Below are 18,519 nucleotides of genomic sequence, written 5' to 3'. Positions count from 1 at the left end.
GATCCGGGCGTCAGGCGTCCTGTTCTATGCTGCGCAGGTAATCATCGTAATTCCCGGTAAAGTCGCGAACGCCGTCCGGGGTGATTTCCAGAATCCGGGTGGCCAGGGAGCTGACGAATTCGCGGTCGTGGCTGACAAAGATCAGGGTGCCGGGATAGTTTTCCAGCGCCAGGTTCAGCGCTTCAATGGATTCCATGTCCAGGTGGTTGGTGGGCTCATCCAGCAGCAACACGTTGGGCTTGGTCAGGGTCAGTTTGCCGAACAGCATGCGGCCCTGCTCACCACCGGAAATCACCTTGACGGATTTTTTCACTTCATCATTGGAGAACAGCATGCGGCCGAGTGCGGCACGGACGGCCTGTTCGCCATCGGCTGTCCACTGGGCCATCCAGTCGAACAGGATCATGTCTTCTTTAAAGTCGTGGCTGTGATCCTGGGCAAAGTAGCCAAGCTCTGCAGCCTCGGCCCATTTTACCGTGCCGCTATCGGCTGCCAGATCGCCCGCCAGGCAGCGCAGCAGGGTGGTCTTGCCGATGCCGTTAGGTCCGATGATGGCCACCCGTTCGCCGGCCTCGATCTGCATGTTCAGATTCTGGAACAGGCTCAGGTCGTCGTAGCCCTTGCTCAAACCTTCCAGCGTTACGGCCTGGCGGTGCAGCTTCTTGGTCTGTTCGAAACGGATGTAGGGGCTGACCCGGCTGGAAGGCTTTACTTCCGCCAGCTGGATCTTGTCGATCTGTTTGGCGCGGCTGGTAGCCTGCTTGGCCTTGGAAGCGTTGGCCGAGAAGCGGCTCACGAAGCTTTGCAGCTCGGCGATTTCCTTCTTCTTCTTGGCGTTGTCAGCGTAGAGGCGCTCGCGGGCAGCGGTGGCGGCGGTCATGTACTCGTCGTAGTTGCCGGGGAACAAGCGCAGCTCGCCGTAATCCAGATCCGCCATATGCGTGCAGACACTGTTGAGGAAGTGGCGATCGTGGGAAATGATGATCATGGTGCTGGAGCGCGCTACCAGGATCTCTTCCAGCCAGCGAATGGTGTGAATGTCCAGGTGGTTGGTGGGTTCGTCCAGTAGCAGCACGTCCGGATCAGAAAACAGGGCCTGGGCCAGCAGCACTCGCAGTTTCCAGCCCGGTGCGACGGCGGTCATGGGGCCGGCATGCTGCTCTTCTGGAATGCCCAGACCGAGCAGTAGCTCACCGGCGCGGGCTTCAGCAGTGTAGCCATCCATCTCGGCAAACTGCATCTCCAGCTCGGCCACCAGCATGCCGTCTTCTTCGCTCATTTCGGCCTGGTTGTAGATACGATCACGCTCTGCCTTTACTTTCGCCAGCTCGGTGTGACCCATGATCACGGTATCCAGCACCGTGTAATCCTCGAAGGCGAACTGGTCCTGACGCAGCTTGCCGAGGCGATCGTTGGGATCCAGCATCACCTGGCCGTTACTGGGCTGCAGCTCTCCGCCCAGGATCTTCATGAAGGTGGACTTGCCGCAGCCGTTGGCGCCGATCAGGCCATAACGGTTGCCATTGCCGAATTTGACGGAGACGTTTTCAAACAGCGGCTTGGCACCGAACTGCATGGTGATATTGGCGGTAGAGATCAAGAGAGTGTCCTGTAACGAAAGCGGTGCGGCGGGCTGAGGCCGGCGCGAGCCCGTGAAAAGTGGCGGCATTGTACCGGTTCATGGCGCAAAACGCAGTGCCGTCGGGCATTTCGGCCCGGGATGTCGACTTGCTGGCGGCCATGAGTATCATGGCGATTCTGTCTACCTGACTGGATTTCTGCCATGTACGAGCTGACTGTTACGCCGCGCTTTTATGAAACTGATGCCTTTGGCCATGTGAACAACACGGTGGTGACGGGCTGGTTCGAGACCGGGCGTTCGCCGTTATTCGAATTGTTCGCGGATGGCCTCGACAAGCCGTCAGAGCTGCCTCTGATCCTTGCCCGGGTGGAAGTGGATTTTGTCGGCCAGATTTACTACGGCAGCGATGTGCTGATCCGTACCGGTATCGAGCGCATCGGTAACAGTTCCTTTGTGGTTACCCAGCAAGCCTGGCAAAAAGGTCAGCTGGTGGCGCGGGGCAAGGCCGTACAGGTCTACTTCGAACACGACAAACAAGCTTCTGCCTCGATCCCGGAGCGGTTTCGGGCTGAACTGGAGCGGAATCTGGGCGCGTTGCCTGAATAAAAGAAGCCCCAAGCGACAAGCTTCAAGCGGCAAGGAAAGTCAAAAGCCCGGGTATTCGGGGCAGAGAGGGTTTGCAGGAGTGGTCGTTCGACCACGATCCAGGGCTCGCGGTGGAACCTCCGCTCCTGCAGGGGATGGCGCTGTCCCGGCATCTTCGGGCTTGGGTTTGGCGTCTACCTCAATCGCCCGACGTCAGGCCCTATCCCCTCCATAGGCACAGCATCATGGCGTCTTGACGCGATCTCGCTACACTATCAGCCTGAGTGTGCACCCATATCAGTGAGAGAGACCCGGATGGCCTATCAGGGACAACCCAATTTCGACCATCGACAGCCCCGCCGCATCGGTGTGCTGATTACCAACCTTGGCACCCCGGATGCCCCTGAGACCGGTGCCCTGCGTCGCTACCTGCGCGAGTTCCTGTCCGATCCCCGGGTGGTGGAAGTGCCGCGCTTCATCTGGTTCTTTATTCTCAATCTGGTGATCCTGGTTATTCGTCCACCTCGCTCCGCCCATGCTTACAAAACGGTATGGACCGAGCAGGGCTCGCCGCTGCTGGTACACAGCGAGAATCAGCTGGCCGGTATTCGCGAGCGTTTGAGCAAACAGTATGGGGACGATGTGGTGGTCAAGCTGGGCATGCGTTACGGCAACCCGTCCATCGCCAGCCAGCTTCAGGCAATGGAAGAGGAGGGCGTACGGCAGTTGCTGGTGTTGCCGCTGTACCCGCAATATTCCGGCTCCACCAATGGCTCCACCTTTGATGCCCTCGCCAAGGATTTCATGCAACGTCGCTGGTTGCCGGACCTGCGCTTCATCAGCCACTACCCGGACTATCCCCCCTACATTCAGGCCATGGCCGATCACATCCGTGCCTACCGCGAGCAGCATGGCCATGCTGACAAGCTGATCTTCAGCTACCACGGTGTGCCCAAGCGCTATCTCACCAATGGCGACCCCTACTTTTGTGAATGCCACAAGACCTCACGTTTACTGGCCGAGGCGCTGGGGCTCAGCGAAGACCAGTGGATGACCACCTTCCAGTCCCGCTTCGGCCGTGAAGAGTGGCTGCAGCCTTACACGGACTTCACCCTGAAAGCCCTGCCCGGCCAGGGGATAAAATCCGTGCAGTTGTTCTGCCCGGGTTTTTCCGCCGACTGCCTGGAAACCATCGAAGAAATTGATGTGGAAAACCGGGGCTACTTTGAAGAGGCCGGCGGTGAGTCGTTTGCCTATATTTCGGCGCTGAATGACGCTCCCGTTCATCTGGATGCGCTCACTCAGTTGATTGAAGACAACCTTCAGGGGTGGGCGCCAGCGAATAATCAACCCGATATCCTCGATGCTCGCGCTTCCCGTGCAGATGCGATCCGCTAACTAGGAAAAGTTCCTCCGGTCCCTTGAACGCCCGCTCATCGCGGGCGTTTTGCGTTATATCCCCCAAATTGGGGATGTGCAGGCATTTCACGACCCGTAAAGTCATCCTTGGCAAAGGAGGAATGGGGTGGCGGTGGAAACAGAGCTGACAGAGGTCATGGATGCGATCTATTTTGCGGCCCATCAAAAGGATGGTTGGCAAAGTTGCCTGGGCCTGATTAGCCGCATCAGTGGTGGTGAGACGGCGCAACTACTGATTCTGAACAAGGAAGGTGACCAGCTTGTGGCTGGTTATCAAAGCCATCCCCATGTTGCTGCGGATTCATCCGGCAATGAGATTGCGCCCCGGTTGTGTCATGCCCGCCATGAAGTTGGCAACGGCCTTGTGGAGTTGACTGTGCAGCGTCCGTCAGAAGACGGAGAGTTCACTCCGGTAGAGAAGCAGCTGATTAAGGATTTGATGCCGCACATTGCGCGGGCTATTCGCCAGGAAGGCGCCTCGCGGCTACTCAATGACCGTCAGGCTGCGGTGCAACGCCAGAAGCAGGGAGCCCTGCTCTTGCTGGATGGCCAGCAAAATGTGGTGTTCCTGTCTTCGGAAGCCGAGCGACTGCTGTTGCTAACAGCCACAGTGACGTTGGTAGCAGGCCGTTTGCGGCTGGGTCAGCGCAGGAAGCAGGCGGAGCTTGATGAGCTGATCCGGAGGTGTTTCGAAAGCAAAGCCACCGGTATGGTGAACCTGAATGAATCAGATCAAATCGCCTCGCGAATTTTGGTCAGTACGGTACAGCCGAGGGATAGCAGGCTGTTCCAGTCTCATGGCCTTGTCGCTGTCTTCATCGTAAGTGGGCAGGGTGAGCAATGTACTGAAGAGGACGTGATCAGCCAGTGGCTGGGGCTGACGGAATCAGAGTCAAGAATCGCCAGCTTGATTGCGCAGGGGCGACGCCCTGCGGAGATAGCAAGCGACATTGCGCTGTCAGTTCACACCGTGCGTCATCATATAAAAAACATTTACCGCAAGACCGGTGCGCATTCCCAATCGCAGTTGACGGCAATCGTGTTGAATCTTCCTGTCTGAGAAAAGGCGGTATTGAGGACGGTTTTAATGGGCGTCAATCACGTCCGGGGGTTGGAAAGAGGCGGATACCATGTTTATTGGCAAGGGGCTCGACTCTCTGCTGGATGCCCTTTATCACGCACCTTATGAAGCGTCAGGCTGGCAGGAATTCCTGAACCGGATCGTCAGCCTGTCCGGCAGTCGCTCGGCGCGTATTCTGGTGATGAACAAGGATGCGGATCAGGTCTTCAATGGCGTACAGGTGAACACGGATGCCAGCGCCTATCAGGCGTTTGTGGATCACTATGTGAACCTCTGCCCCTGGCGGCCGGGGCTCTCCACCTTGCCCCCCGGCAAGTTCTATTCCTCCTTTCTGGATGGCATCTGCGACCAGAAAACCTTTTATCGTTCCGAATTCTTCAATGACTGGGCACGCCATCTGGATATCCACCACGGTGCCAGCGGAACGGTGTGGCAGCATGATGGCCAGACTATTCAGATGTTTATGCAACGCACTGGTGGTCAGGGTCACTTTACCCGTGATGAAACCAATGCTTTCAACGCGCTGGCGCCCCATATTCGCCGGGCGTTGCGACTGGAAGCCATCATGCACCAGCGCAAGCAACAGCAGACATTTCTTGAGCAGCAAGGCCGTTTCAGTGCCATGCTGCTGGTCAATGCGCGTGGAGAGGTGGTCTATGCCGCAGAGCCTGCCAGAGTCATTTTGCGCGAGGAGCAGGGGATCCGCCTGCACGCTCGCAAGCTCCTCCTCAGGGACAAGGCGGGCCAGGAGAATCTTGACAGGCTGCTCAGCGCATCGTTCGACATAGGTAACACTCATGCGCCGGTGACCGGGGGTGTGGTGCCTGTCTGGCGGTTGGGTAGAACGCCGTTGCTGATGCAGGTGATTCCTCTTCATCCGGATGCCGACAGCAACTTGGTACCGGTGCCGGCGCATGCCGCCATCTATTTGATCGACGGTGAACTCGAGACGGAAGTCGATCTGGAAAAGCTGGCATCATTGCTTGATCTGACGCCGGCTGAAGCACGTATAGCGTCACTGATATCGCAAGGTGAAAAGCCGGCAGACATTGCGGTGAGTTGTCAGGTTTCCATCCACACGGTGCGCAGCCAAATCAAGAGCATTTTTACCAAGACCGAAGTGTCCACTCAGGCGCAGTTAACCAAGCTGGTGAGGGCTTTGCCTGTGCAGCGGCAGGTCACGCTGCCCCGTACCCCCTTTCTGCTCTCCAGTGCGGGCTGAAGCCTCTTCACTCTGTCTGGGCAATATTGTCGATAGAGCGTTCGCTTTCTGATGCATGAGCGATCAATCATCGCTTATCCCTAATATGGGTGATGCACTCCTTTTTTACAGTCTCTATCTTCGTCCAGGTAATCCGTTTTTTTACAGAAAGGAAAGGAGAGGCGGCATGAGCATCATACTCAGACTCCTGGTGGTTTCTTTACTTGCGACTGCACTGGTGGGGTGTGGCGGCGGCGGTGGAAGTGGCTCCTCTGCTGCCGATACACAACAGTCATCCACCCGCTCAGTCACCATGAGAGGTGCCGAGTTTCCGCTGCAGCGCGCTGCAGTACAGACGTTGGATATCAGCGGATTTTCTCTTGTTGATGCTGCGTATAGTGCTGAAGTGAGTGGTATGACTGTCTCTCTGGTTTGGGTAACCGAAACCGAACTGGCGTTTCTTTTGCCTCCACAACTGGAGGCGGGAGAGCATCGGATTCGGGTTGCCCTGGGCGGAAAGGAGTGGTCTCTACCGTTCGAGATTGCTGACTACGCTTTCACAGAAAGAAGCGTGGTGGTATCCGAGCTGAACATCCTGTTCCAGCAGTTCCGCGCGGCCATGGATGATGCCATCGGCGCCATGCAGGCGGCGAACGCTCCGCAGGCAGACATTGACGAAATATTGGCAAACAGACAGCTGCTGGATACGGAATCCGCTGCCTTTCTGGCGCTAACGGATAGTGAACTCAATTATCTGCTAGAACTTCTCGAGCTGCTGGGCACGGACGCAGCGCAAAGTAAATCGGCCTATGTTCATGGTGATGCGGTGACTTCGCCCTATCTCGCGATGGGACGGGCCTCCGCTACTGATTGTGCCTATGCGACGCCTCTGCGCAGGAGTGTAAGCAAGTTGGCGCTCGGCATTAGTAGCGCTGTGCTGCTGGGGAGCACCGGTTTCGGGTCGATTGTAGGTGCCGGTATTCTCGGCTATTCACTGGCCACGGAGTTGCCCAAGACATTGAACTATCTGGAGCTGGCGTTTGATAACTGCTGGGTAGCTCACGCAACGGATATTCTTGAGTCCTTCCCCATGGCTGTGAAATCGGCAGCCACAAAGAGTGCGGAAGTGCCCGTCATTGTTAGCGGAACGGCCTTGGATTTTGAGAGCGCAGTTTCCCTGAGTTATCAGCTCAGAGTGCAAAAATCGGCACCGGACGGGATTGCATCCTACCTGGTGAAAATCGGCGATATCGCGGCCTACTTCGCGGCACTGTTGTCAGAAGATGAGAAGGGGCTTGTCGAGAATGTCATTGCAGAAGACTATGCCGAGTTGGCGAATACAGGTGCGTTATCGCTTGAGGGGATCAGTGATGCAGGTGTGCAGGGTGAATTGTCTGTCATCGATGATGACCGCTTCTCGCTGACCTTCACCGCAGAAGCGTTGGGTACGGAAAATCTGGACTTCACATTCCTCATTAGCGACAACCTTAATCTGATCAAGACCCGGTTTCAGGCGACACTGACCGCCACGGAGCACTGCCCGTTTGTGGTTAGTGAAGGCCATGACATCGTGCCAATGACGGACAAGTGCATCATCATTCAGCACTCAGTAGAGGGACACGGCCCGGCCTATATGGAGTACAGGAATGGGACTGTGGTGTTGACGGAGATCTTCAATAGCGGTGGAGTTAACCTGAAGAGCTTGAAAGGTCTGGACGCTTTTCCGCAGGTGGGGCAATACCTGGTGGAGGTTCCTGCTTACTGGCATGAGGAGAGCATTCCTTTCAATGATGGTGAAGGCAACTACTACAGCGTCCCGAGTTATCTTGAGACGAATGATTCCGGAGTACGGGAAGAGACTGACTACAGCGCCCCCTATACCAATGCGTCTGGCGACTGGAGCAGTAGCCCATTGCAACAGCGGACCTATTACCCCAACGGTGATTATGGTCAGTTCGATTACACGGTGGTGAGTGGCTGGGGCAGTGTCTTCAAATATGATCTGTGGGATTCAGCTGAAGGCTCCCGAGAGGTGTTCTACACGGCGCCGCTGGAAGATGAATTCGGCTGGACCAGTGTCGACGACTATGCGCTTTACTACAGTGGAGGCTTGGGTAGCGAGCTGGTCACCAAGGAGAGCTACACCACCATCAATACGGGCAGTGGCTGGAGCTATTATCTGAATCGCATTGATTACTATCTGGATGATTGCTACGTCACCTATGCGCAGTCGGGTGACATCGTGACAGATACCTGCACTCCGCCAGCGGAGTAGTTGGGCGAGCCAGCCCGTATCGTTTTCGTTGGCCGGAAATGGCAGGGATTGCGTTAGCATCCCTGCCTGTTCATCCTCGTTAGCGCTGGTCTATCCCAGCGCCCTTACCAGCATGGCGACCAACTCGGTCTGTTTCTTGTAGCCGTTCTTGGCCAGCAGATTCTTGATGTGCTGGCGGGCCGTGTGAACTGAGATGCCTCTCTCCTCCGCTATTTCTGAGGAAGACAGTCCCTTCATCAACTCGCCGGCGATAGCTGCTTCTGCCGGTGTGCAGTGGAACAAGCGTTGCAGCTTTTCCTGATCGGCTGAGTCGTGGTTATCAAAGCTGAACAGCTCTACCAGCACACCGTTGTTCTCCGGGTTTTCTGCGGTCAGCGGGGTGAGGTTCAGTGCGGCACGTTCCTCAGCTCCCTGGACAAAAAGGGTGGCGGGTTCCAGCTTGCCCTGATGGGAGTTGACGATGCTGGCGGCGATGGCATCACTGATTTTTCTGGCCAGTTGCTGGTCCGTGCTGCCCAATCGGCCATCCGAAGACAGCTTCAGTTTGCTGTTGTGATTGATGATTTTCCTGGCTGCATCATTGGCTTGGGCAACGGTGCCCAGTGCATTGATGACCACCAGCGCCTTGTTGACATGATTCAGGGCCAGCGACAGGTTCTCGTTGTTGCTACTGGTCTGATACAGCTTCAGGTGCAGGGTGACCGCATTCTCGATGTGCGGTGCCAGCAGGTTCATCTGCATCAGCTCTCGATGGGTATAGGGGCCGTGCTGCTTTTGCCGGTTGGCCATAAAGATGATCCGACACTCTTCATCCATGCTCACCAGCATGCCTGCACTGTCTCCGATATTGACCTGTTCGGTCCAGGCACGACTTTCCTCGCTGAGCATGTCGAGGATGGAAAGGTCACTGCGGCCTTCCAGAAAGGAAGTGAAGCGGCGGGGGGGCTGGTTAGAGAAGCGGGTCAGGGCCTCGTCGCGTTCCGGCAGGTCACTGTTGATATACCACTGAGCAAACCCTTCCGGGTGCCCGAACGTCCAGCCGTAACGAATCCGTTGAGGATTGCGTGTGACAGCCATGATGCCGCCCTGAAGGGCCTTGAAGTGTTGCTGGAAGGCCTCAAAGAAGGGAGTGAAACCGGTATTTTCATGCAGACACCGATAGAGAACTGACACCAGCTGGTTGTAGCGGTCCAGCTCGACTTCGTTCAGCGACAGCTGTTCAGGCTCGCCGGCATCCGGCGAGCTAAAAGGTATAACAGTGTTGTTCATGACGGCATCCCCAAATGACTGCATTTGCAGCCTTGGCCCGGCATGCGTCTCCCCAAAGATAACGGTTGCCGGGCTGTGTTCCTCCCCTGCTCAGGGGATAGGAACACTATAGGAAATTATCGAGCAATGTGAAGTCCGTCTCGTTACAGTCGGTCCGAAATAACCGACTTGTTGTTTAGTTGGTGAGATGGCGGATCAGCTCATCAGTAAACTCGGTGGTGCTGGCGCGGCCTCCCAGATCCGGGGTCACCACTTCACCTTTGCCCACCACCTCTCGCACGGTGTCACGCAGTCGTTGCGCCTTGTCGTGCAGCTCCATGTAATCGAGCATCATGGCACCGGCCAGCATGATAGCGGTGGGGTTGGCGATGCCCTTGCCGGCAATGTCAGGCGCGCTGCCATGGACGGCTTCGAACAGGCCTCCGTGCTCACCGATATTGGCGCCCGGCGCTACGCCCAGGCCGCCGATCAAACCGGCACACAGGTCGGAGAGAATGTCGCCGAACAGGTTGGTGGTCACAATCACATCGAAGCGATGCGGGTTCATGGCCAGCTGCATGGCGGTAGCATCCACAATCATCTCTTCATGCTGCAGCTGCGGGTAGTCCTCGCGCACCTTGCGGGCCACATCCAGAAACAGCCCGGACGTGGATTTCATGATGTTGGCCTTGTGCACCACGGTGACCTTCTTGCGGCCCTGCTTCATGGCGGTTTCATAGGCAAAGCGCAGCAGGCGCTCGGACTCGGTACGGGTGATGCGGCTGCGTAGCTCGGCGGTTTCGCCGTCCTCGCTCACGGTCTGGCCCAGCCCGGAGTAGATACCTTCAATATTTTCACGAATGGTGATGATATCCACGTTGTCGTAGCGGGATTTCACTCCCGGAATGGAGAGCGCCGGACGCACGTTGGCAAACAGGTCGAAGGTCTTGCGCAGGGTGACGTTCACGGAGGTGAAGCCGCCGCCTACCGGCGTGGTAATGGGCCCTTTCAGCGCCAGGCGGTTACGCTTCAGGGTGGCCAGGGTTTCTTCCGGGACCAGTTCCTTGCCCTGATCAAGGGCGGTCTGCCCGGCAATGGCGTATTCAAACTCGAGACCACAATCCAGTGCTTTTAACACCCGAACCGTGGCCTCCACGATGTCCGGTCCGATGCCATCGCCGGGGATTACGGTAACGGTGTTGTCGTTCATACTGCCTCCTGAATGGCCAATCACTGCGGGTAAGTTCAATGGGGCTTCCCATATTGCCCGTTGCCGGGTGCAAAATGAATGCCGACCAAGGTCGCACCACCTGTTATCTGATCACTATGAGCACTGCGAGAGTCACAATCATGAAGGGCCTGCGGGTTTTATTGCTGGCGTTGCCGGCACTGACTCAGGGCCAGCAGATGGCGGCGTATCTGGCGGAGCCCGAGCCGGATTTCGGCTGGCAGTATTATCACCATGAGGCGGGTTGGCTGGCGGATCATCATTTCCTGCTGGTGACTTCGCAGCGATGGCTGGACATGGATGAGGTGGACCTGTCTCTCTGGCAGCATGAGGTAACCGTGTCTATACCCTGGTCGCCCGCTTGCCCGGGCCGGGAGCGGGATGACCGCACGGCGCTGGTACTGATCAGTGGAGGAGAGCGCCCCGGCAAGATTCTGAGAACCTCGCCCGGCAGCATGGCCACGGCGCTGGCCCTGCTGTTCTGCCGCCCTGTTGTGGATATCCGGCAGGTGCCCAATCAGCCGCTACAGTTCACAGGTGAAGCGGTCGGTCGCCAGGAAGACGCTCTGCTGGCCCGCTCCATGACCCTGGCGGGGGAGAAGCCGGAAGGTGAGTGGCCGCTGCACAATGCCATGGTCAAGGCGGTGATTCGTTCCCTGGATGCGGTGCAGGCGTTCAGTCACGAGCAAGAGGATCTTGGCCCCATTGAAGATTTCGCCCTGCTGGGGTCATCCAAGCGTGGCTGGACGGCCTGGCTGGTGGCGGCCCATGATCCGCGCATTCGCGCTCTGGTGCCGGTGTCCATCGACATGCTCAACCTCGGCCAGCAGTTTGATCATCAATACGCCAGCTACGGTAGTTACACGCCGGCCCTGCAGGCGTTCAGTACAGAGGGGATTGATTGCCTGATCCGTACGGAAGCGGGTAAGGCCCTGCTCGAGCAGGTGGACCCATGGGCATACCGGCAGCAGCTCACGCTGCCCAAGCTGGTCATCAACGCGTCCGGTGACCCTTACTTCGTCAGTGACAGCTGGCGTTATTACTATCCGCAGCTGGGTGGTGCCAACTGGTTGCGCTATACCCCCAATACCGGCCATTCCCAGGGCGATACCCTGGACCGCATTTCACGCCTTGCCCAGATTGCCAACTGGCTGGATCAGATTCTGGCGGGTGAGACGCCGCCATCACTCACCTGGAAAGTGAAGGAAGAGGTGATGGAGGTTCGCACCAGTGAGCCTCCCCGCGAAGTGGTGCTGTGGCAGGCCAGCAATCCGCAAGCCCGGGATTTTCGTCTCGCCACCTTTGGAGCCAACTGGATGCCGCAGCGTCTGCAGGCCGACGACGATGGGGTGTACCGGGTCCGTCTGGCGCCGCCGGCACAAGGATACCGGGGCTGGTTCGTGGAGGCCCGCTTTGGTGGCTGGCTGGGGGGGCAGCAGCAGATCTATACCAGCGGCGTGCAGGTGCGGCCACTGGCGATGCCTTATTCGCCACGTACCTGTAGTTCACCCCGCAGCGAAGCCGATTCATGACATAATGGTGGGCTCGACGCCTGAGGCCCGATGCCTGGCGGAACAAACAGAAAACCGAGGTTATTCCCGGGGCTATTCTGTCCGCGGTGATGGCGTCTACTATCGGTTCTGGCTTTTGAATTTTGGCGTCAGGCATCCGGCTTCATGCGTCATGCGTAAATTGCCCCGACCAGGGAGAATCATGTGACTGCCGTTATTTCTGTCAATGATCTGAACAAGATCTACGACTCGGGTTTTCAGGCCCTCAAAGGGGTGAACCTGGACATCCAGGCTGGAGAAATCTTTGCTCTGCTGGGCCCGAATGGGGCTGGCAAGACCACGTTGATCAGCATTATCTGTGGCATCGTCAATCCATCCAGTGGCACGGTGCTGGCCGATGGTCATGACATCATCAAGGAGTTCCGGGCCGCGCGCAGCGCCATTGGCCTGGTGCCCCAGGAGCTCTCCACCGATGCTTTCGAAACGGTGTGGGGGACGGTGAGTTTCAGTCGCGGCCTGTTCGGCAAGCCGCGCAACGACGCACACATTGAAAAGGTGCTGCGGGATCTCTCTTTGTGGGACAAGAAGGACAGCAAGATCATGATGCTGTCCGGGGGCATGAAGCGTCGGGTGATGATCGCCAAGGCCCTGTCCCACGAACCCAAGATTCTTTTCCTGGATGAACCCACCGCCGGAGTGGATGTGGAGTTGCGCCGGGAGATGTGGGAGATGGTTCGTGAACTGCGCGAGCAGGGGGTCACTATCATCCTCACTACCCACTACATTGAAGAAGCGGAAGAAATGGCCGACAGGGTCGGGATTATCAACCGTGGTGAAATCATCCTGGTGGATGAGAAGAAGCGGTTGATGGAGAAGCTGGGCCGTAAGCAACTGACGGTGCAGCTGGCTGAGCCATTGCAGGCCCTGCCAGGTTCTCTCAATTACGAAGCGCTGGAACTGGTCGCTGATGGCTGGTCGCTGATCTATACCTACGATGCCAACCAGGAAAGCACGGGCATTGCCGAGCTGCTGCGCAAACTCAGTGAGGAGGGTATCGACTTCAAGGATCTGCACTCCAGTCAGAGTTCACTGGAAGACATCTTTGTGGATCTGGTCAAGAACGGTGAGCGGGCACGGGCAGGAGAGGCATCATGAATTTTTACTCCATCAAGGCCATCTACAAATTCGAAATGGCACGCACCTGGCGGACCCTGATGCAAAGCATTGCCTCGCCGGTGATTTCCACCTCGCTGTACTTCGTGGTGTTCGGCTCTGCCATTGGTTCACGAATGGTAGAGATAGACGGGGTCAGTTATGGCGCCTTCATCATTCCCGGGCTGATCATGCTGACCCTGATGACGCAGAGTATTTCCAATGCGTCCTTCGGGATTTATATGCCGACCTTCTCCGGCACCATTTATGAGGTGCTGTCGGCCCCGGTCTCCTATGTGGAGATTGTCATCGGTTATGTGGGGGCTGCGGCTACCAAGTCGTCGATACTGGGCATACTGATCCTGATTACCGCCCGGTTTTTCGTGGACTATGAGGTGCAGCACCCATTCATGATGATCAGCTTCCTTTTCCTTACGGCGATTACCTTCAGCCTGTTCGGTTTTATTATCGGCGTTTGGGCGGATACCTTTGAAAAGTTGCAGATCATTCCCCTGATGATCATCACCCCGCTGACCTTTCTTGGCGGTAGCTTCTACTCCATCGACATGCTGCCCCCCTTCTGGCAAACCGTGACGCTGTTCAATCCGGTGGTCTATCTGATTAGCGGTTTCCGTTACAGCTTCTTCGGCACTGCGGATGTGCATGTGGGCGTGAGCATCGGCATGACGGCTCTGTTCCTGACCATCTGTATTGCACTGGTGGGCTGGATTTTCAAAACTGGTTACAAGCTCAAGAGTTGATGCTGCCATGATCGTCAGGGATCGTCCCAACGCCATCGCCATTCTGTTTGCCGTGCGCGGCTCCGTGGTGCCGGAAATTGTGCCTCACATTCTCGGCGTTGCGCTTTTTTCTGTGGCGGTAACGGCGCTGAGTCGTTACCACCTCATGGAAGTCAGCTCCCTGTCGGTCATGCCGATTACCCTGCTGGGCATCGTGCTGTCCATTCTGCTTGGTTTCCGCAATAACGCAGCCTATGACCGTTGGTGGGAGGCGCGTAAATTGTGGGGGCAAATGGTCTATGAGATCCGTAGTCTGGCTCGCGCCAGTGGTAGCTTGCTGGGAGAGAGTGACCCTGTTCGCCGGGCCATCTTGATGAGGGTGCTGGCCTTTGCCCATGCCCTGAAAACCCAATTGCGCGCCGAAGAGGAGCGAGAGAACCTGGCCTACTGGGTGGGGGCTCCGGCTCTGGCTGATGCCCGCAGAAAGTCCAATCTGGCGGAGGCGTTTATTGCCCAGTCAGGGCAGCTACTCGGCGAGCAATATCGCCAGGGCAGACTGGACAGCATGGGCTTGAAGATTCTGGACGAGCGCCTGACGGCGCTGAGTAGCATACAGGCCGGCTGTGAACGGATTGCGTCCACGCCGCTGCCGTTTGCTTACACCTTGCTGGTGCACCGTACGGCCTATGTGTACTGCTATCTGTTGCCGTTTGCGTTAATCGGCGGGCTTGGCTGGGCGGCCCCCGTGCTGGTGGCTGTGGTGGCCTATACTTTCTTTGGCATCGACAAGTTGTCTGAGCATCTGGAAACCCCCTTTGGTCGTGATCCCAACGATCTGCCTCTGGATGCCCTGTGCCGCATCAACGAAATTTCGGTAGCGGATGCACTCGGTGAGCCAGCCCCCAAGCCACTACCGGTGCAGGATTTCCAGTTGCAGTAATCCTCCCCAGGGTGAGCGCTGTCTGATGGGACGCTTGCCTGGTCTTCTTTAGGTCGAGTCATTATCCCCCATATGGGGGATGTGCCCGCCTGCCTCACTCGTTACTGTCATTTCATGCGGGAGCGAGGCTCCGAAACCCAAATCAGTCAGAGAGAGTGGATATGCGCAGGTTGATGATCGCGCTGGCAGTTTGGTGTATGGCCATGTCGTCGGTGGCAGATGACTTCGATTATTCCGGGCACACGGTAACGGTGGCGGGCATACCGACTGCGGTTTTTGGTAGTTATGACAACTACGAAGGCAAGGGCGGGCGTTTCTCGCCGGATGGCAGCAGTTACCACTTTGGCCAGGATGGGACCGTCACCGTGAACTGGGTCGGTGGGAATACCGTGAAGGCAGACTGGGGCCTGGTGCGAACGGCGAATGGCACTGACTTTATGCGCATTGAAACCAGCCCGGGGAAACCGGAGTTTGTCGGTGCCTATATTCTGGCCATGAAGATCAAGGATCAGCACCACATATCCAAGTTCTACTTCCTGCCGGACAGCAACGAAATCTGGGAGACGTCGGCGCGGTATCAGATGATGAAGAAGCGGTAGGGACGCCTGACGCAAAAACCAAACCAGGCCTTTGACGAAATCGCTGTGGGAGCTTGCCTGCAAGCGATCCGAGCCCGGGCGAGGTAATCAGTGTCGAGTTACGAGAAGCGTGTTTCGAAAGGCCAAAGCTCAAGCCCCGAGCCACCCCAATTTTTGGGATTTTCGAAACTCGCTTCTGGAATCCTTACCTCGCTGAGGCTCGGATCGCCATGCAAGCATAGGCTCCTACCAGGAGAGGCCTGCTCGACGGGTTTGAATCGGGAGTGAAACCCGGCGCTGGTTACCGACGCAAAAAGGCCCGCCCGGGTTTCCGGGCGGGCCTTTTTACGTCAGGCGTCAGGCGTCAAATCACACTACCTCAAACGTCATTCCGGCCTTGGTCTGCAAGCGCTTGAGGAGGGCCTCACCGAGCAGGCTGGCAGTGGTCCAGAAGCCGCCGGGGGCTTCGGCGGAAATATCCCTGGCCAGGCAAGTGGCGGCCTCGCCAAGCAGCTTGGCGGTGGAACCGTAGCCCGGATCGGCATCGCCGGTCACTTTCACCTGAATCATGTCCCCTTTGGCCGTGTGGCCCACCAGGCGTACATCATAGAAGCCGGCTTTCTGGGCTTCCGGGCTAGGGCCTTCACCTGGCTGTGGTACCACAAACTTGTTCAGTGCCCAGCGGGTGGGGGACAGTGCTGCAGCACCGAAAAACAGACCGGTGCCGACACCAATGCCCAGTGCCTTCAGGCGACCGCCCATACCATCGCCGGTGAGCATGCCTTCGTTGTAGGTCATGTCCTTGCTGTAGTCGTTCAGGGCGTTGGAGCGATGCACGATACGGCTGTTGATGGCATCCATGACGAAAGGCGCGGTCCAGGCACTCAGGTCCTCGTCGTACTCCGGCATGGTGATGCTGTGCTGGCGGGCGGTCAGGCCGTGGTTCGGTGGGCACAGCAGGTAGGGGTTGGCGAGTTTCTTGCGCAGGGCCGGATCTTTTGCGGCTTCCTCTGCGATGTTCATCATGCTCGCAACGGTGCCACCGGAGACGCCGCCCTTGGCGACCTTGACGCGCATGGTGACGCGGGTGGCTGGCGCCTTGAACTGCTTCTGGGCTTGCTGCTGCAGGAAGAAGGTCCCCATGTCAGAGGGGATAGAGTCAAAGCCACAGCAGTGTACGATGCGCGCGCCATTCTGTTTCGCAGTGGCTTCGTACTTCTCCAGCATGGCGGCGATCCACTGGGCTTCACCGGTCAGATCACAATAGTCCGTCCCGCTTTCAGTGCAGGCGCGAATCATCGGTTCGCCATACAACGCATAGGGACCCACGGTGGAAATGACTACGCGGGTCTGGGTGCAAAGCGCATCCAGGCTGGCTGGATCGTTAGCGTTGGCGGTAATCAGGGGCAGCGCGCCGGCGGCACTGCCGAGCGAATCTTTGACCTGTTCCAGCTTGTCCCGGGAGCGGCCGGCTGCGGCCCATTTCAACTCGCCATCCACACCGTAGGTGTCAGTGAGGTATTGGCAGAGAATCTGACCCACAAAACTGGTGGCACCAAAAACCACCACGTCAAAGGCGGCATCGCTCATAACAACTCCTTATAGAGAAAGGCTGATCCAACACAGGGAAAAGAGTAACCAACAAGGAAGCGAATGTATGTGCTTTGCTGTGAAAAAGGCGAGAGATGACATCCTGGTGTCGTTTTTGACGACACCAGGATGTCATTTGGGGCGAGTTATCAGGGCTGGATCTGATACTTGCGGATTAACCGATCTTTCTTGCGAGGATGGAAGTTGATATTGCTGGCACGGTTATCGGCGTGCTCCAGTAGTTTTCGATCCATCACCCGGAACCACAGTGGAGGAAAATAGCTGATCAAGAACATGCCAAAGTAGCCGTTAGGCAAGGTGGGCAGATTGTCGAAATGCCGCAGGCTCTGATAACGGCGAGCCGGGTGGGCGTGATGATCAGAGTGGCGCTGCAGGTGGAACGAGGCCCAGTTGGAGAACATGTGGTTGCTGTTCCAGCTGTGATGGGGCTGGGTGCGTTCGTAACGGCCATCAGGGAGTTTCTGGCGAAGAAGGCCGTAGTGCTCCACATAGTTGGCGGACGTCAGCTGCAGATAAGACCACAGGGTAACGGCTGCGATGAAGGGCACCATCTGCCAGCCCAGCAAGGCAATGATGCTGCCCCACAGTGCAATGCTTATCAGCGCGGGCTGAAGAATTTCGTTGTGCAGTGACCAGACCGGCTGGCCCTGTTTTTTCAGCCGTTCGGCTTCCAGCTCCCAGGCGCGGAAGAAGGCACCGGGAATCTCTCGCAGGGCGAAACCCCAGATCGTTTCCCCCATTCGAGAGGAGGCAGGGTCTTCCGGGGTGGCCACGTCACGGTGGTGCCCCTTGTTATGCTCAATGGGGAAATGCCCGTAGCCCAGAGGAGCCAGGACGATCTTCGCCAACCAGCGCTCCAGCGGGGTTTTCTTGTGGCCGAGTTCATGGCCTAGGTTGATGCCGGCGGCGCCACAGATGGTGCCGGTCAGCAGTACCATGGCCAGCCAGCCATGGAAAGGCAGGGCATGGGTGCCGACGAACCACATGCCAAACAGGTAGGCACCGATCAGGATCGGGACCAGCGCATAGGTCATGTAGCGGTAGTAGGCATCGGCTTCCAGCTGGGGCACCACCTCTTCCGGCGGGTTACTCTGGTCCTCGCCGACCAACATGTCCAGCAGGGGAATGATCAGGTAGTAGAACACCAGTGGCAGCCACAGGGTGAGGGCTTCCCCTGTCGCAAAATAGAGCACGGGGCCCAGAAAAACACTGCCGGGTACCAGCAGGGATACCATCCACAATGGTCGTTTACGGTCGCGGTATTCCTCGCCGGATGGGCCGATAAAAACGCCTGCCTTGCTCATGCTGATTACCTCATTCTTGTTGTCCTTGATCATCATCATGCGCCGCGGTGGCAAGGAAGAGCAC

Annotated in this window: 15 protein-coding genes; 10 read left to right on the top strand and 5 right to left on the bottom strand. The window is 57.4% G+C overall.

The features are described 5' to 3' along the window. Positions 1 to 10 precede the first annotated feature (10 nt). Positions 11 to 1,600 carry an ABC-F family ATPase gene (locus GFN93_RS00925; protein ID WP_153498572.1) on the bottom strand — a complete coding sequence of 530 codons (1,590 nt, stop codon included), beginning with the start codon at positions 1,598 to 1,600 and terminating at the stop codon, positions 11 to 13. Between the two features lie 183 nt (positions 1,601 to 1,783). Here GFN93_RS00925 and GFN93_RS00920 point away from each other — a divergent pair, with 183 nt between their 5' ends. The 5 genes from GFN93_RS00920 (at position 1,784) to GFN93_RS00900 (ending at position 8,143) form a co-directional block, all read left to right on the top strand. After that, complete coding sequence (locus GFN93_RS00920) at positions 1,784 to 2,188, top strand: acyl-CoA thioesterase (protein WP_153498571.1); 405 nt, start codon at positions 1,784 to 1,786, stop codon at positions 2,186 to 2,188. Positions 2,189 to 2,482: 294 nt separating this feature from the next. Further along, a complete protein-coding gene (gene hemH / locus GFN93_RS00915; RefSeq protein ID WP_153498570.1) occupies positions 2,483 to 3,565 on the top strand; it encodes a ferrochelatase in 1,083 nt (360 codons plus the stop codon). A gap of 127 nt (positions 3,566 to 3,692) precedes the next feature. After that, positions 3,693 to 4,646 (top strand): helix-turn-helix transcriptional regulator, encoded by a 954-nt coding sequence (locus GFN93_RS17515; protein WP_153498569.1) that lies wholly within the window; start codon positions 3,693 to 3,695, stop codon positions 4,644 to 4,646. Between the two features lie 70 nt (positions 4,647 to 4,716). After that, positions 4,717 to 5,889 carry a helix-turn-helix transcriptional regulator gene (locus GFN93_RS00905; RefSeq protein ID WP_153498568.1) on the top strand — a complete coding sequence of 391 codons (1,173 nt, stop codon included), beginning with the start codon at positions 4,717 to 4,719 and terminating at the stop codon, positions 5,887 to 5,889. A gap of 166 nt (positions 5,890 to 6,055) precedes the next feature. Further along, a complete protein-coding gene (locus tag GFN93_RS00900) occupies positions 6,056 to 8,143 on the top strand; it encodes a hypothetical protein (protein ID WP_153498567.1) in 2,088 nt (695 codons plus the stop codon). A 90-nt stretch (positions 8,144 to 8,233) separates the two neighbouring features. On the opposite strand, the gene GFN93_RS00895 is transcribed toward GFN93_RS00900, so the two are convergent. Continuing rightward, positions 8,234 to 9,412: a helix-turn-helix transcriptional regulator gene (locus GFN93_RS00895; protein WP_153498566.1), complete on the bottom strand. Its 1,179-nt coding sequence runs from the start codon at positions 9,410 to 9,412 to the stop codon at positions 8,234 to 8,236. Between the two features lie 175 nt (positions 9,413 to 9,587). Next, positions 9,588 to 10,601, bottom strand: a complete 1,014-nt coding sequence (locus GFN93_RS00890) for an isocitrate dehydrogenase (protein ID WP_153498565.1) — start codon at positions 10,599 to 10,601, stop codon at positions 9,588 to 9,590. A 140-nt stretch (positions 10,602 to 10,741) separates the two neighbouring features. Between GFN93_RS00890 and GFN93_RS00885 the strand changes: the two genes are divergently transcribed. From GFN93_RS00885 to GFN93_RS00865, 5 genes are all read left to right on the top strand, one after another. Beyond that, complete coding sequence (locus GFN93_RS00885; protein WP_194285724.1) at positions 10,742 to 12,151, top strand: PhoPQ-activated protein PqaA family protein; 1,410 nt, start codon at positions 10,742 to 10,744, stop codon at positions 12,149 to 12,151. A 183-nt stretch (positions 12,152 to 12,334) separates the two neighbouring features. Beyond that, on the top strand, positions 12,335 to 13,285 hold the full coding sequence (locus GFN93_RS00880; protein WP_328594088.1) for an ABC transporter ATP-binding protein: 951 nt from the start codon (positions 12,335 to 12,337) through the stop codon (positions 13,283 to 13,285). Then, on the top strand, positions 13,282 to 14,043 hold the full coding sequence (locus GFN93_RS00875; protein ID WP_153498563.1) for an ABC transporter permease: 762 nt from the start codon (positions 13,282 to 13,284) through the stop codon (positions 14,041 to 14,043). Before GFN93_RS00880 ends, GFN93_RS00875 begins: the two co-directional genes overlap by 4 nt. Positions 14,044 to 14,050: 7 nt before the next feature. Next, a complete protein-coding gene (locus tag GFN93_RS00870; RefSeq protein ID WP_153498562.1) occupies positions 14,051 to 14,962 on the top strand; it encodes a bestrophin family protein in 912 nt (303 codons plus the stop codon). A 161-nt stretch (positions 14,963 to 15,123) separates the two neighbouring features. After that, the gene (locus GFN93_RS00865; RefSeq protein WP_153498561.1) at positions 15,124 to 15,561 is read left to right on the top strand and encodes a hypothetical protein; all 438 of its coding nucleotides are present in this window, start codon (positions 15,124 to 15,126) and stop codon (positions 15,559 to 15,561) included. Positions 15,562 to 15,909: 348 nt separating this feature from the next. On the opposite strand, the gene GFN93_RS00860 is transcribed toward GFN93_RS00865, so the two are convergent. Together GFN93_RS00860 and GFN93_RS00855 are read right to left on the bottom strand one after the other, a co-directional pair. After that, the gene (locus GFN93_RS00860; protein ID WP_153498560.1) at positions 15,910 to 17,130 is read right to left on the bottom strand and encodes a saccharopine dehydrogenase family protein; all 1,221 of its coding nucleotides are present in this window, start codon (positions 17,128 to 17,130) and stop codon (positions 15,910 to 15,912) included. Between the two features lie 149 nt (positions 17,131 to 17,279). Then, positions 17,280 to 18,509 carry an alkane 1-monooxygenase gene (locus GFN93_RS00855; protein WP_235901609.1) on the bottom strand — a complete coding sequence of 410 codons (1,230 nt, stop codon included), beginning with the start codon at positions 18,507 to 18,509 and terminating at the stop codon, positions 17,280 to 17,282. Positions 18,510 to 18,519 lie beyond the last annotated feature (10 nt).

Source organism: Alcanivorax sediminis (genome assembly GCF_009601165.1).
Taxonomy (GTDB): Bacteria; Pseudomonadota; Gammaproteobacteria; order Pseudomonadales; family Alcanivoracaceae; genus Alcanivorax; species Alcanivorax sediminis.
Note: the sequence above shows the minus strand (reverse complement) of the source record. Positions and strands in the feature narration are given on the sequence as shown.

Bases quoted from the DNA above. Each gene is read 5' to 3' on its own strand.
- GFN93_RS00920 (WP_153498571.1), top strand. From the start codon at position 1,784: ATGTACGAGCTGACTGTTACGCCGCGCTTTTATGAAACTGATGCCTTT.
- hemH (WP_153498570.1), top strand. From the start codon at position 2,483: ATGGCCTATCAGGGACAACCCAATTTCGACCATCGACAGCCCCGCCGC.
- GFN93_RS00905 (WP_153498568.1), top strand. From the start codon at position 4,717: ATGTTTATTGGCAAGGGGCTCGACTCTCTGCTGGATGCCCTTTATCAC.
- GFN93_RS00900 (WP_153498567.1), top strand. From the start codon at position 6,056: ATGAGCATCATACTCAGACTCCTGGTGGTTTCTTTACTTGCGACTGCA.
- GFN93_RS00895 (WP_153498566.1), bottom strand. From the start codon at position 9,412: ATGAACAACACTGTTATACCTTTTAGCTCGCCGGATGCCGGCGAGCCT.
- GFN93_RS00890 (WP_153498565.1), bottom strand. From the start codon at position 10,601: ATGAACGACAACACCGTTACCGTAATCCCCGGCGATGGCATCGGACCG.
- GFN93_RS00885 (WP_194285724.1), top strand. From the start codon at position 10,742: ATGAAGGGCCTGCGGGTTTTATTGCTGGCGTTGCCGGCACTGACTCAG.
- GFN93_RS00875 (WP_153498563.1), top strand. From the start codon at position 13,282: ATGAATTTTTACTCCATCAAGGCCATCTACAAATTCGAAATGGCACGC.
- GFN93_RS00870 (WP_153498562.1), top strand. From the start codon at position 14,051: ATGATCGTCAGGGATCGTCCCAACGCCATCGCCATTCTGTTTGCCGTG.
- GFN93_RS00865 (WP_153498561.1), top strand. From the start codon at position 15,124: ATGCGCAGGTTGATGATCGCGCTGGCAGTTTGGTGTATGGCCATGTCG.
- GFN93_RS00860 (WP_153498560.1), bottom strand. From the start codon at position 17,130: ATGAGCGATGCCGCCTTTGACGTGGTGGTTTTTGGTGCCACCAGTTTT.